This is a genomic window from Streptomyces sp. SCPE 10, from assembly GCF_051980735.1.
Taxonomy (GTDB): Bacteria; Actinomycetota; Actinomycetes; order Streptomycetales; family Streptomycetaceae; genus Streptomyces; species Streptomyces misionensis.
Genome location: NZ_CP197069.1, coordinates 4,701,043 through 4,714,590, shown reverse-complemented (window position 1 = coordinate 4,714,590; position 13,548 = coordinate 4,701,043). Strand labels below are relative to the sequence as shown.

Below are 13,548 nucleotides of genomic sequence, written 5' to 3'. Positions count from 1 at the left end.
CCGCCCCTACGGGAGCACCCGGCACAGCGCCTCCAGCGCCGCCGGCCACGCGCTGTCGGAGGGGGTCCCGTACCCCACGACCAGCGCGTCCAGGTGGTCGGCCGTGCTCTTGGGGTGCCGGTAGTAGGACAGGCCGTGCAGCGCGAGGCCCTGCCAGGCGGCGGCCTGGACCACGGCGGGCTCGGTGCCGGGCGGCAGCCGCAGCACCGCGTGCAGCCCGGCGGCGATCCCGGTGACCCGCACCGCGGGCGCCCGGTCGGCGACGGCGGCGGCGAGCGCGTCGCGGCGGCGCCGGTAGCGCAGCCGGGCGGAGCGGACCTGCCGGTCGTAGGCGCCCGAGGTGAGGAACTCGGCGAGGGTGAGCTGCTCCAGCACGCCCACCGTGTCGGAGTGCCCCTTGGCCGCGGTGACCTCCTCCGCCAGGTCCGGCGGCAGCACCATCCAGCCCAGCCGGATGCCGGGTGCCAGCGACTTGCTGGCGGTGCCGAGGTAGGCGACGCGGTCGGGGTCGAGGCCCTGGAGCGCGCCGACGGGCTGCCGGTCGTAGCGGAACTCGCCGTCGTAGTCGTCCTCCAGGACCAGCGCGCCAGTGCGCCGGGCCCAGTCCACGACGGCCGCCCGCCGGTCCGGGTGCAGGGGCAGTCCCATGGGGAACTGGTGGGCGGGGGTGAGGAGTACGGCGCCTTCGGTGCCCAACGGGCTCGGCTCGGTGCCGAGTTCGTCGTACGCCAGCGCGCTGGTCGCCAGGCCGGCGTTCTCCAGCAGCCCCCGGTACAGGTCGAGGCCGTACGGCTCGCTGGCCACCGTGCGCACCCCGCGGGCGCGCAGCACCGGTCCGAGCAGACGCAGGGCGCCCGAGAACCCGGCGGTGATCACCGTGTTCTCCGGGTCGGCGCGCACGCCCCGGGCGCGGGCGAGGTAGCCGGCGAGGGCGGTGCGCAGTTCGGGGCGGCCGCGGGGATCGCCGTAGCCGAGCGCGTCGTTGGGGGCCGCGGCCAGGGCGCGGCGGGCGGCCCTGGTCCATTCGGCGCGCGGGAACGCGGCGAGGTCGGGGGTGCCGGGGACCAGGTTGTGCAGGGGACGGGCGGGGGCGCGGTGGTGGCGTGCGGGGCCGCTGGGCGGCACGACGGCGCGTTCGGCGACCCGGGTGCCGGAGCCCTGCCGGGCGGTGAGCCAGCCCTCGGCCACCAGGTCGGCGTAGGCCTCGGCGACGGTGTTGCGGGCGATGCCGAGGTCGGCGGCGAGGGCCCGGGAGGAGGGCAGCCGGGTGCCGGGGGCGAGCCGGCCGGTGCGCACCGCGTCGCGCAGGGCGTCGGTCAGACCCCGGCGCAGCCCGCCCGGGCCGGCCGGTTCCAGATGGAGGTCGACGCCCAAAGTGGCCCAGGATTCCGCCATGGAAATGGACCATACTCCTGGGCTGCCCGGCTCCTACCGTGGAGGCATGAACACGGACGAGAACACCGAGTACGCGGCGGAGCACGCCCCGCGGCTGAACTGGACCGAGCACGCGCCGGACGTGTACAAGGCGATGGTCCGGCTGGACACCGCCGCCCGGCAGGGGCTGGACCCGAAGCTGCTGGAGCTGGTCAAGATCCGCGCCTCCCAGCTCAACCACTGCGCCTTCTGCCTGGACATGCACACCAAGGACGCGCTGGCGGCCGGGGAGAGCGTGGAGCGGATCGTCCAGCTCGGCGCGTGGGAGGAGTCGCGGCACTTCTACACGGAGAAGGAGCTGGCGGCGATCGAGCTGACCGAGGCGATCACCGTCCTCACCGACGGCTTCGTGCCGGACGAGGTGTACGAGCGGGCCGCCAAGCAGTTCGAGGAGGCCGAGCTGACCCGGCTGATCGCCGCGATCACGGTGATCAACGCCTGGAACCGGTTCGGTGTCACCGCCCGGATGACCCCGGGCCACTACCAGCCGGGCCAGCACCGGTGAGCACGTCCCCGGACAAGGCGCGGGCGTTTCGCGCGCTGCACCTGGGGCGCCCGCAGGACGATCCGCTCGTGCTGCCCGGCCCCTGGGACGCGGCCGCCGCGCGGGCCTTCGCCGAGGCCGGGTTCGCGGCGCTGGCCACGCCGAGCGCGGGGATCGCCGCGGCGCTCGGGTACGAGGACGGGCACACCCCGGCGGACGAGATGTTCGCGGCCGTCGCCCGGATCGCGCGGGCGGTGGACGTGCCGGTCTCGGCGGACATCGAGGGCGGGTACGGGATCGCGCCGAAGGAGCTGGTGGAGCGGCTGCTGGAGGCGGGGGTCGTGGGCTGCAACATCGAGGACTCCGCCGAGGGAGTGCTCAAGGACCCGCGGGAGCACGCCGACTACCTCGCCGAGTTCTGCGCGGCGGCCGCCGGGCGCATCTTCCTCAACGCCCGGGTCGACACCTTCGTGCACGGCGACGGCGACCTCGGACGGACCGTGGAGCGGGCCGCCCTGTACATCGCGGCGGGCGCCGGATGCGTGTACCCGATCATGGCGCCGGTGGCGGCCCTGCCCGTGCTGCGGGCCGGGATCGAGGGCCCGCTGAACGTGCTGGCCCGGCTGGACACGGACGGCCCCGGGCCCGCCGCGCTCGGCGGACTCGGGGCCACCCGGATCACGTTCGGGCCGCAGCTCCAGCGCCGGGCCACGGCGGCGGCCCGGGACCTGGCCGCCAGTCTGCGCTAGTCGGCGCTCAGGGCAGCCACTTCTTCCACACGGCAGGGTGGCTGTCCACCCACTTCTTCGCCGCCTCGTCCGGGGACAGCTTGTCCTGGGCGATCATCAGCGAGACCTCGTTCTGGTCGTCCGTGGTCCACCGGAACCTCTTCAGGAACTCGGCCGCCTTGCCGCCCGACCGGGCGAAGTCGGCGTTGAGGTACTTCTGGAGCGGGGTGCGCGGATAGGCGCAGGCGATCTTCGCCGCGTCCGCGTCGCAGCCCTTCTTGTACGGCGGCAGCTTCACCTCCGTCATCGGGACCTTCTTGAACAGCCACTGCGGCGAGTACCAGTACGTCAGGAAGGGCTTCTTCTCCTTGGCGAACTGCTTCATCTGGGTGATCTGCGCCGCCTCGGAACCGGCGAAGACCACCTGGTAATTCAGCTTCAGGTTCTTCACCAGCGCCTTGTCGTTGGTGACATAGGACGGGGAGCCGTCCATCAGCTGGCCCTTGCCGCCGCTCTCCGCGGTGCGGAAGAGCGAGGCGTACTTGTTCAGGTTCCGCCAGTCGGTGATGTCGGGATGCTGCTTGACCAGGTACGTCGGCACGAACCAGCCGATGTGGCCGGTCACCCCGAGATCGCCGGCGCGTGTGATGGTCTTCTTGTCGTCGACGTAGCGCTTCTCCTGGTCCGGGTGGCCCCAGTCCTCCAGGAGGGCGTCGACCCGGCCCTGGCTGAGCGCGTCCCACGCGGGCACCTCGTCCACCTGCACGGTGTCGACGCGGTAGCCCAGCTCGTGCTCCAGCAGATACTGGGCGACGGCCACGTTGGACTCGGCGCCCACCCAGGACTGCACGGACAGCGTGACGCTCTTGCCGCCGCCGGCGTGGGCGAACGGGCTGGCCTGCTTGGTCATGTCGGCCGCACCGCAGCCGGTGGTCAGCGCCAGCACGGCGAGCCCGACCGGAAGCGTGGTGAGCAGTCGGCGTCGCATCTCAGGCTCCCTTCCCCGCGCGGCGTTCGGTGGGCTGGGTCACCCGGTCCAGCATCAGCCCCAGGCAGACGATGGCGGCGCCGGCCACCAGACCGGTCGCCAGGTCGCCCTGGGCGAGGCCGTAGGCGACGTCGTAGCCGAGGGCGCCGCCGCCGACCAGACCGCCGATGATGACGACGGCCAGGACCAGCACCACGCCCTGGTTGACGGCGAGCAGCAGCGCACGGCGGGCGAGCGGCAGCTGCACCTGCCACAGCTGCTGCCGTCCGGTCGCGCCGAGCGAGCGCGCCGACTCCAGCGCGGCCGGGTCGACCTGGCGCAGCCCCTGCGAGGTGATCCGCACGACGGCGGGCAGCGCGTAGACGACGGCCGCGGCGACGGCGGGGGCGCGGCCGACGCCGAACAGGGCGACGACCGGGATCAGGTACACGAACTGCGGCATCGTCTGGAAGACGTCGAGCACCGGGCGCAGCGCGCGCTCGACGCGGTCGCTGCGGGCGGCGGCGATGCCGGTGGCGATGCCGAGCACGAGGGTGACGGCGACGGCGGCCAGCACCTGGGAGAGGGTGTCGAGGGACGGCTCCCACACGCCGAGCACACCGATCGCGGCCATGGCGAGCACGGCGGTCAGCGCGGTGCGCCAGGTGCCGATCAGCCAGGCCAGCGCGGCGACGATCAGCAGCACCGACCACCAGGGCAGCCATTGCAGGCCGTCGCGGATCGGGTCGAGCACCCAGGTGGTGAAGTGACCCGCCCAGTCCGCGGTGCCGCCGACGACCGGGACGCCGGAGTAGAGGTGGGAGGTCATCCAGTCGACGGCGTGGTTGACCGGCTGGGCGATGTCCAGGCTCCAGCCGTTCGGCCAGTCGAGGGCGCCGAGCAGCCGGGCGGCGAGCGCGGCGACCACGGTGACGGCGAGGGCGTACGCCCAGCCGATGGTCCGGGGGCCCTTGTCGCCCGCGGCGCCGGCCGCGCCGGTCACCCGGTCGAGGACGACCGCGAGCAGCACGATCGGGATGCCCGCGGCCAGGGCCTGGCCGACGTCGACCGTGGACAGCGCCTGGTAGACGCGGTCGCCGAGGCCGCCGGCGCCGATGACGGAGGCGATCACGGCCATGGACAGCGCCATCATGATCGTCTGGTTGAGGCCCAGCAGGAGTTCCTTGCGGGCCAGCGGGACGCGGGCGGTCAGCAGCCGCTGGCGGCGGGTCGCGCCGAGCGACTCCACGGCCTCCAGGACTTCGGGGTCGGCGCCGCGCAGGCCCAGCGCGGTGAGGCGGGCCATGGGCGGGGCGGCGTAGACGACGGTGGCGAGGACGGCCGCGGGGACGCCGATGCCGAAGACCAGGACGACGGGGAGGAGGTAGGCGAAGGCCGGGAGGACCTGCATCGTGTCCAGGACCGGGCGCAGGGCGCGGTCGAGGCGTTCGGAGAGGCCGCCGGCGAGGCCGAGCACCACGCCCACGAGCACGGAGGCGAGGACCGCGACGACCATCAGCGCGAGGGTCTGCATGGTCGGCTCCCACATGCCGAGCACGCCGCAGGCCAGGAAGGCGACGGCGGTGCCGGTGGCGAGGCGGGGACCGGCGACGCGCCAGGCGACGAGGGCGCCGAGCACCGTGACGCCCGGCCAGCCGATGGCCAGCAGGGTGACGTAGACGGCGCGGACGGAGAGGACGACCGCCTCGCTGACGTAGCCGAAGAAGTAGAGGAAGAGCGGGTGGGTGTCGCGGTTGTCGATGATCCAGCCGCTGGCGTCGGTCAGCGGCTTGGTCAGGCTGACCGTGAGGTGGTGCGGCCAGGCGCGGCCGTGCAGCACCGGCAGGAGCACGGCGGTGACGAGGGCGAGCAGCAGGAGCTTGCCGACGGCTCTGTTGCGCAGCACCGCGGGGGCCTTGGTGCGCAGGGCGGGGGCGGTGAGGACAGCCATCAGACCGCCTCCGGGGTGGCCGGCTTCCTGGCGTGCCCGTGTCCGCGGGATGCGCCCGCGCCCGGCCGCGCGGAGGGGGTGGCGCGGCCGGCGGGGGCGGCCGGCTCCGCGGCCACGCCGGCCACCACGTCCAGGAGCTGTTCGCGGTCGACGACGCCCAGGCAGCGGCCCTGGTCCATGACGCGGGCGGGGCTGCCGGTGCGCGCGACGGCCTCGATGGCCTCGGAGACCGTGGCCTCCGGGGCGAGCGCCGGGCCCTCGGTGGTCTCCTCGGAGGTCGCCGGGCGCATGGCCGTACGGCAGGTCACGACCTGCTCGCGCGGCACGTCCCGGACGAACTCGCGGACGTAGTCGTCGGCCGGGGAGCCGACGATCTCCTCGGGGGTGCCGAGCTGGACGATCCGGCCGTCGCGCATCAGGGCGATGCGGTCGCCGAGCTTGAGGGCCTCGCTGAGGTCGTGCGTGATGAAGACCATGGTGCGGCCCTCCTCGCGGTGCAGGCGGGTCACCTCGTCCTGCATGTCGCGCCGGATGAGCGGGTCGAGGGCGCTGAACGGCTCGTCGAACAGGAGGACTTCGGGGTCCACGGCGAGGGCGCGGGCGAGGCCCACGCGCTGGCGCTGGCCGCCGGAGAGCTGGCCGGGGCGGCGGTGCTCCATGCCCGCGAGGCCGACCTTGGCGACGATCTCGGTGGCGCGCTCGCGGCGCTCGGCCTTGCCGACGCCCTGGATCTCCAGGCCGTAGGCCACGTTGTCGAGGACGGTGCGGTGCGGGAGCAGGCCGAAGTGCTGGAAGACCATCGCGGCGCGGTGGCGGCGCAGTTCCCGCAGTCGGGCCTTGTCCATGGCGGTCACGTCCTCGCCGTCGATGGCGATGGTGCCCGAGGTCGGCTCGATCAGCCGGGTCAGGCAGCGCACGAGGGTGGACTTGCCGGAGCCGGACAGGCCCATGACCACGAAGACCTCGCCCTTGCGGACGTCGAAGGAGACGTCGCGGACGGCCGCCGTGCAGCCGGTGCGGGCGCGCAGGTCGGCCGGTTCGAGGGCGGCGAGCTCGGGGTCGGCCGGGACGCGCTCGGGCTTGGCGCCGAAGACCTTCCACAGGTGGGACACCGAGAAGACCGGGGCGTCGGTGGTGGGCGGCTTGCGGGTGGGGACGGTGATGCTCATCGGCGATCGCCTCCGATCAGGTCGACGGCCTTCTCCCCGACCATCAACACCCCGATCATCGGGTTGACGGCGAACAGGGTCGGGAAGACGGACGCGTCGGCGATGCGGATGCCGTCGAGTCCGCGGATCTTCAACTCGGGGTCGACGACGGCGAGTTCGTCGTCGGCGGCGCCCATCCGGCAGGTGCCGGCGGGGTGGTAGACGGTGTGGTGCGCCTTGCGCAGCAGCTCGCTGAGCTGCTCGTCGTCGGTGACGTCGGGGCCGGGGAAGACCTCGCGCTTCAGCCAGCCGGCGAACGGCTCGGTCCGGGCGATCTCACGGGCGATCTTCACGCCGTCGACCAGGGTCCGGGCGTCGTAGCCGTCCTCGTCGGTGAAGTAGCGGAAGTCGAGTGCGGGCTTGACCTCCGGATCCGCGCTCGTGAGGTAAAGGCGGCCGCGAGCGCGGGACTTGGGGATGTTCGGGGTCATCGACACGCCGTGCTCGGGGCGTTCGTAGCCCAGCCGCTCCGGGTTGTCGGTGAAGGGGATCTGGTAGAAGTGGAACATCAGGTCGGGGGCGTCCAGCGACTCGTCCCGGCGCACGAACAGCGCGGCGTCGGAGTCCATCGCGGAGTTCTCCGGCAGCGGCCGGTTCGTCTCCCACACGATCACCGACTCGGGGTGGTCCTGGAGGTTCTCGCCGACCCCCGGCAGGTCGTGCACCACGGGGATGCCGAGTGCTTCGAGGTCCCGCTTCGGGCCGATGCCGGACAGCAGCAGCAGCCGGGGCGTGTCGACGGCGCCGGCGCAGACCACGACCTCCTGGCGGGCGCTGATCAGCCGCTCCGCGCCGTCCTTGGTGCGCACATGGACGCCGGTGGCGCGCTTGCCGTCCAGCTCCAGCCGGTACGCCCAGGTCTCGAGGAGCAGTGTGAGGTTGGGGCGGTCGCCGGCCTCCAGGTGCGGGTGCAGGTAGGCGACGGAGGCGGAGGAGCGCTTGTTGTTCTCCGGGTGGTAGGCGAGGTCGAGGAAGCCGACCCCCTCGTGGAACGGCTTGTCGTTGAAGCCGATCACCTCGGGGACGCCGATCGCGGTCTTCGTCGCGTCGATCCAGTCCTTGGCGACGGGGTTCTGGTCCTTCTCGGCGACGCGCACGATGTTGTTGCGCAGCCGGGCGAAGTACGCCTCCATCGGCACCGCGCCCCAGCCCTTGGCGCCGGCCTCCTCCCACTCGTCCCAGTCGGAGGGCAACGGCTTGAAGGAGATCAGGGTGTTGTGCGAGGAGCAGCCGCCGAGCACCTTGGCGCGGCTGTGCAGGATGTGGGAATTGCCGTTTGGCTGCTCGACGGTGGTGTACTCGTAGTCCAGGTCGCCGCCGAGCAGGCCCAGCCAGCGGCGCAGGGTCAGCACGTCCTCGCGGTCGATGTCGCTGGGGCCGCCCTCGATGACGGCGACGGTGACGTCGGGGTCCTCGACGAGGCGGGAGGCGATGACGGAGCCTGCCGTGCCGCCGCCGATGACGACGTAGTCGTAGACGTGGGGGGTCTCGGGCATGGGGGTGCTACTCCAGGGGGTGTGAGAGGAAGGTCGGGTCGGGCTCAGCCGGCGAACCAGCGCACCGGCGCGGGTGCGAGGTTCTGGTAGACGTGCTTGGTCTCCCGGTACTCGGCGAGTCCGGCGGGGCCCAGCTCGCGGCCGGTGCCGCTCTTGCCGAAGCCGCCCCACTCCGCCTGCGGCAGGTAGGGGTGGAAGTCGTTGATCCAGACGGTGCCGTGGCGCAGCCGGGCCGCGACGCGCCGGGCCTTGCCGGGGTCGGTGGTCCACACGGCACCGGCCAGGCCGTACTCGGTGTCGTTGGCTAGGCGGACGGCCTCGTCCTCGGTGGTGAAGGTCTCGACGGTGAGCACGGGTCCGAAGACCTCCTCCCGGACGACCTTCATCCCACGGTGGCAGGCGTCCAGGACGGTCGGCTCGTAGAAGTAGCCCGACTCGGGCCGCTCCGGGGCGGGTTCGGGCCGCTTGCCGCCGCAGCGCAGCACCGCGCCCTCGGCGAGCGCGGAGGCCACGTACGCCTCGGTCCTGGCGCGCTGCTGCTCGGAGACGAGGGGGCCGACCTCGACGCCGTCCTCGGTGCCGCGGCCGATCCTGATCCGCTGAGCGCGGCGGGCGAGTTCGGCGACGAAGCGTTCGCGCACCGACTCCTCGACGATGAGCCGGCCGCCGGCCGAGCAGACCTGGCCGCTGTGGATGAAGGCCGCGTTGAGGGCCTGGTCCACGGCGGTGTCGAAGCCCTCCTCGGTGGCGCAGGCGTCGGCGAAGACCACGTTGGGGTTCTTGCCGCCCAGTTCGAGGGCGACCTTCTTCACGGTGGGGGCGGCCGCCTGGGCGACCTTGGTGCCGCTGACCAGTCCGCCGGTGAAGGAGACCAGGTCGACGCCGGGGTGCTCGGCGAGCCGGGCGCCGACGGAGTGGCCGGGTCCGGTGACGATGTTGGCGACGCCCGCGGGGAGCCCGGCCTCGGCCAGCAGCTCGATCAGCGCGACGGTGGTCATCGGGGTAATCTCGCTGGGCTTGATCACGAAGGTGTTGCCGGCCGCGAGTGCCGGGGCGATCTTCCAACTGGCCTGGAGCAGCGGGTAGTTCCAGGGGGTGATCAGGGCGCAGACACCGACCGGCTCGTGCACGACCACGCTGTGGACGTCGGGCGACCCGGCGTCCACGACCCGGCCGGGGGCCTCGGCGGCCACCAGGTCGGCGAAGTAGCGGAAGGCGTCGGCGACACAGTCGATGTCGACCCGGCCCTCCTCCACCGTCTTGCCCGCGTCCCGGGCCTCCAGCCGGCCGAGTACTTCGCGGTCGCGTACGAGGAGATCGGCGACGCGGCGCAGCAGGGCGGCGCGTTCGGCGACCGGGGTGCGGGGCCAGGGCCCCTGGTCGAACGCCTGCCGGGCCGCGGCCACGGCGCGCTCGGCGTCCTTCTCGTCGCCCTCCGCGACCACCGCGAACGGCCGGGCGTCCGCCGGGTCGAGGATCTCCCGGGTCGCGCCGGAGATCGCCGCCAGCCATTCGCCGCCCGCGTGGATGGTCTCGTGGGCCTGTCGTGCCGTTCTGTCCGCCATGATCGGTGTTGCCTTCCGTTACCGTTTCACGTCCCTGCGTCACCCGGTGACCGGGGTCAAAGACCGTGGCCGCCTGCCCATGGCTTTCGGTTTGCATGCGGAATCGGCGAGCGAAAGTGCGCGGCGTCACTAAAAAGGCGGTGGAAAACAGACAGAAACGGGTATCGGGGGCGCTGCGTTCGGTCCACGGCCCCGGTACGGCCGGTGAAGACGACGGCGGCCCCGGGCGCGCCTTCGCCGGGACGCGCGTGGGCCCCGCTCCGGAGGAACCGGAGCGGGGCCCACGCGGGAAGAACCCGGGACGGACTACCGTCAGATGAGGCCGAGGGCGCGGACCGCCTCGCGCTCCTCCGACAGCTCCTTCACCGACGCGTCGATGCGCGCACGGGAGAACTCGTTGATGTCCAGGCCCTGGACGATCTCGTACGTGCCGCCCTTGGTGGTGACCGGGAAGGAGGAGATCAGGCCCTCCGGGACGCCGTAGGAGCCGTCCGACGGGATACCCATGGAGGTCCAGTCGCCCTCGGCGGTGCCGTTGACCCAGGTGTACACGTGGTCGATCGCGGCGTTGGCGGCGGAGGCAGCCGACGACGCGCCACGGGCCTCGATGATCGCGGCGCCGCGCTTGGCGACGGTCGGGATGAAGTCCTCGGCCAGCCACTTCTCGTCGTTCACGACCTCGGCGGCGTTCTTGCCGGCGACCGTCGCGTGGAAGATGTCCGGGTACTGGGTGGCGGAGTGGTTGCCCCAGATGGTGAGCCGCTTGATGTCGGCGACCGAGGTGCCCGTCTTCTTCGCCAGCTGCGTCAGCGCCCGGTTGTGGTCCAGACGGGTCATCGCGGTGAACCGCTCGGCCGGTACGTCCGGCGCCGCCGCCTGCGCGATCAGCGCGTTGGTGTTGGCCGGGTTGCCGACGACCAGGACCTTGATGTCGTCCGCGGCGTGGTCGTTGATGGCCTTGCCCTGCGGCTTGAAGATGCCGCCGTTGGCCTCCAGCAGGTCACCGCGCTCCATGCCCTTGGTGCGCGGGCGAGCGCCCACCAGCAGGGCGACGTTGGCGCCGTCGAAGGCGACGTTCGGGTCGTCGGTGATGTCGATGCCCTGGAGCAGCGGGAAGGCGCAGTCGTCCAGCTCCATGGCCGTGCCCTCGGCGGCCTTGAGCGCCGGGGTGATCTCCAGGAGGCGCAGGCGGACCGGAACGTCCGCGCCCAGCAGCTGGCCGGAGGCGATGCGGAAGAGCAGGGCGTAACCGATCTGGCCGGCCGCGCCGGTGACGGTGACGTTCACGGGAGTGCGGGTCATGGCGTTCTCCGTATGACAGCTGGCGGTGGGGCGTCCCTGCCCCGGGCGGATGATCGATCTCTTGGTATCAAGAGAGATCCACCGGTCAGGCTATCGCGCATCCGGCATGCGAGACGTGCCGGGCCGTGTGGCTCACCCCACAGAGGGTCACGAGAGGTACGAAAGGGCGGCCGCCCGTCCGGAGAGGGGGGACGGAGACGGCCGCCGGTGGGGGTACCGGCGCACCGGTCTCCCGTGGGGGGTATCCGAGCGCGTGCCCAGGATCGGGCCGGGCATGCCCCCTGAGCGGAATTCATCCGTTCGGCCCCCGCGGGCGTGCCGGACCGTCACTTCGTGCAGGCCGTACGGCCGAAGGCGCCCGTCACTTCGTGCAGGCCGTACGGCCGGAGGCGAGGGCGGCGCACGCCGTGGCCTCGGCCGGATCACGTACGGCGATCATCGGGGTGTACGCGATGGTCTCGCCGACGGCGGTGATCTCCCCGGTCTGCCGGGCCGTGCCCTTGGCCCCGGTGACCTGGACCTTGTCGCCGGGCACGGCGTTCGTGATGCGGCCCCACGCCGTGCCGCAGACCTTGCTGTAGCGGACCTCCAGGGTGGTGGCGCCGAGCGAGACGCTCTGGGCGGTGGCCACCTGGTCGCCGCTGCACCCCATGGTCTCGGCGTCCTTGCCGACGCAGTCCGAGTCGGCGCACCGGACCCCGGGCGGCAGGCTCTCCTTGGCGCTGATGGTCGGCGCCGGACGCGCGGCGGCCTTCGCGTGCCCGCCGCCGTGCCGCCCGGTGAAGTGGAAGACCCCGAGGATCACCAGCAGCACGGTGACGAACCCGGCGAGGAACATCAGCGCCGGCTGCCGGTACCCGGCGGCACGCGACGTCCCGGCGGGCGATCCGGCGTCGGGGCCCTGGGGGTTCGGCCGGACGGGCGCGGTGTTCGGGCCGAGGCCGCCGGGAGGGGTGGAGGGGCCGACGGCGTTCAGGGGAGCTGTCGTGCCCACGGGAGCGGCCGGGCTCGTGGGGCTCGCGGTGATCGGGCCGCGCGGGGCCTGCACGGGAATCTTCGGCCATCCGCCGCTCGCCGTTCCGGGGCCTTCCGGCCGTCCGCCGTCCCGTCCCGTCCCGAGCCCCGGCCCTTCCGGCCGCGCGACGTCCATCGTTCCGGTCACCTTCGGCCACCCGCCGGACCGCGCCGCGGGACCGGCGCCCGCCCGCGAGGGGCCCCGGCTCCCGGCCGAGGAGTCGCGGGCGCCGGCCTGCGCGGCCGTCGGCTGGGCCGGGATTCCCGGGGAGGTGTCCCGCGGGCCGGCGAGGGCGGCGACTCCCTTGGCGGCACGGGCGGACGGCGCGCCGGAATCGCCGGCGGCCGCGGAGACGCGCAGCGCCTGTGCCGTGTGGTCGAGCCCGGCCTCCGTCCGCCGCCAGGCGCGTTCGGCCAGCTCCCACATGGTGACGAGCGGGACCGGACTGGCCCCGGCGGCCTCGGCGAGCGCGACGGCCGCCCCCTTGGGCGCGAGGAGTTCGCCGGCGAGGTAACTCTCCCAGGACGTCCTGCCGTAGCCGGTGCGGTCGGCCAGGTCCGCGACATGCAGACCGCCGAGGTCCACCAGCCAGCGCAGCTGGTTGACGAACTCCTTGATCTCCGGGTCGAGTTCCTTCGGCAGGGTGTTCCAACGAGGCATCGACTTCCCCCCTCATCCCCACTTTGTCACGTATCCCGAACTGTCCACACATCGGCACCGCGAGGGCACGGAGAGGCAGCGCGCGGTCACCGTAGCGGAACGGTCACTTCCGTGCCACAGCGCGAAGACGGCCGTCGATCAGGCCGTTCGGCGCGGGCGAGGGTGTCTCGGGCGGCGGTTCGTCCCGGCTCGGGGGAGGGGGCGAACCGCCGTTCCGGTGGCCTTACCTGGTCACCGTGGAGTGCAGCGTGTCCTTCAGGAACGGGATCTCCAGCCAGGGTTGCGGCTGGGCCATCAGCGCCAGCAGGACGATCACCAGGCCGAGGACGCCGTAGGTGCTGATGTCGGTGAACCGGGAGCGGACGGCGAGCATGCCCACCCCGGGCAGCATCCAGCGCAGCACCGCGCCGGCCAGCAGCCCGACGCCGATCAGCAGGATGCCGATGCGGAACGCGTCGAGCGCGGTCACCAGCAGGCCGAGCGCGACCGTGCCCAGCACCACCAGCAGCGGCCACTGCCGCGCGGGCGCCGGGGCGGCGCCGGACGCGGCCCGGCCACCGCCCTCGGGCCGTGCGGTGTCCCTGGTGAACAGCGGGAAGCGGCGGGTGACCCGGCGCGGGCGCCCCTGCGCGTCCGGGGCGCTGATCGCGTCGCGGACCGTCTCCTCCACCACACCGTCGTCGTCCGCGCTCACGCGGTCCACGCTCTCGTCGTTCACGCTCGCCTCGCTCGCGGTCG

At 73.2% G+C, this 13,548-nt stretch carries 11 protein-coding genes; 2 read left to right on the top strand and 9 right to left on the bottom strand.

The genetic code is table 11. The features are described 5' to 3' along the window. Positions 1-6: 6 nt before the first annotated feature. Positions 7-1,395 carry a MocR-like pyridoxine biosynthesis transcription factor PdxR gene (gene pdxR / locus ACSP97_RS21930; RefSeq protein WP_440553884.1) on the bottom strand — a complete coding sequence of 463 codons (1,389 nt, stop codon included), beginning with the start codon at positions 1,393-1,395 and terminating at the stop codon, positions 7-9. A 46-nt stretch (positions 1,396-1,441) separates the two neighbouring features. On the opposite strand from pdxR, the gene ACSP97_RS21925 reads away from it, so the two are divergent. Together ACSP97_RS21925 and ACSP97_RS21920 are read left to right on the top strand one after the other, a co-directional pair. Further along, entirely contained in the window at positions 1,442-1,939 is a 498-nt protein-coding gene (locus ACSP97_RS21925) for a carboxymuconolactone decarboxylase family protein (RefSeq protein ID WP_355145609.1), read from the top strand. Continuing rightward, positions 1,936-2,667: an isocitrate lyase/phosphoenolpyruvate mutase family protein gene (locus ACSP97_RS21920; protein ID WP_440553881.1), complete on the top strand. Its 732-nt coding sequence runs from the start codon at positions 1,936-1,938 to the stop codon at positions 2,665-2,667. Before ACSP97_RS21925 ends, ACSP97_RS21920 begins: the two co-directional genes overlap by 4 nt. Before the next feature lie 7 nt (positions 2,668-2,674). Here ACSP97_RS21920 and ACSP97_RS21915 read toward each other — a convergent pair whose 3' ends face one another. From ACSP97_RS21915 to ACSP97_RS21880, 8 genes are all read right to left on the bottom strand, one after another. Next, positions 2,675-3,634 (bottom strand): ABC transporter substrate-binding protein, encoded by a 960-nt coding sequence (locus ACSP97_RS21915; RefSeq protein ID WP_355145605.1) that lies wholly within the window; start codon positions 3,632-3,634, stop codon positions 2,675-2,677. A gap of 1 nt (position 3,635) precedes the next feature. Continuing rightward, positions 3,636-5,564, bottom strand: coding sequence for an ABC transporter permease (locus ACSP97_RS21910; RefSeq protein WP_440553880.1), 1,929 nt, complete (start codon positions 5,562-5,564; stop codon positions 3,636-3,638). Further along, positions 5,564-6,733: a quaternary amine ABC transporter ATP-binding protein gene (locus ACSP97_RS21905; protein ID WP_355145601.1), complete on the bottom strand. Its 1,170-nt coding sequence runs from the start codon at positions 6,731-6,733 to the stop codon at positions 5,564-5,566. The genes ACSP97_RS21910 and ACSP97_RS21905 overlap by 1 nt, the downstream gene beginning before the upstream one ends. Next, positions 6,730-8,268 (bottom strand): GMC family oxidoreductase, encoded by a 1,539-nt coding sequence (locus ACSP97_RS21900; protein WP_440553878.1) that lies wholly within the window; start codon positions 8,266-8,268, stop codon positions 6,730-6,732. Before ACSP97_RS21900 ends, ACSP97_RS21905 begins: the two co-directional genes overlap by 4 nt. 44 nt (positions 8,269-8,312) lie before the next feature. Then, positions 8,313-9,833 carry an aldehyde dehydrogenase family protein gene (locus ACSP97_RS21895; RefSeq protein ID WP_355324241.1) on the bottom strand — a complete coding sequence of 507 codons (1,521 nt, stop codon included), beginning with the start codon at positions 9,831-9,833 and terminating at the stop codon, positions 8,313-8,315. 312 nt (positions 9,834-10,145) lie between these two features. Beyond that, positions 10,146-11,135: a malate dehydrogenase gene (locus ACSP97_RS21890; protein WP_355145595.1), complete on the bottom strand. Its 990-nt coding sequence runs from the start codon at positions 11,133-11,135 to the stop codon at positions 10,146-10,148. A 361-nt stretch (positions 11,136-11,496) separates the two neighbouring features. Continuing rightward, positions 11,497-12,810 (bottom strand): DUF2690 domain-containing protein, encoded by a 1,314-nt coding sequence (locus ACSP97_RS21885; protein ID WP_440553877.1) that lies wholly within the window; start codon positions 12,808-12,810, stop codon positions 11,497-11,499. A gap of 223 nt (positions 12,811-13,033) precedes the next feature. Continuing rightward, positions 13,034-13,528: a DUF3017 domain-containing protein gene (locus tag ACSP97_RS21880; protein ID WP_382077595.1), complete on the bottom strand. Its 495-nt coding sequence runs from the start codon at positions 13,526-13,528 to the stop codon at positions 13,034-13,036. Positions 13,529-13,548 lie beyond the last annotated feature (20 nt).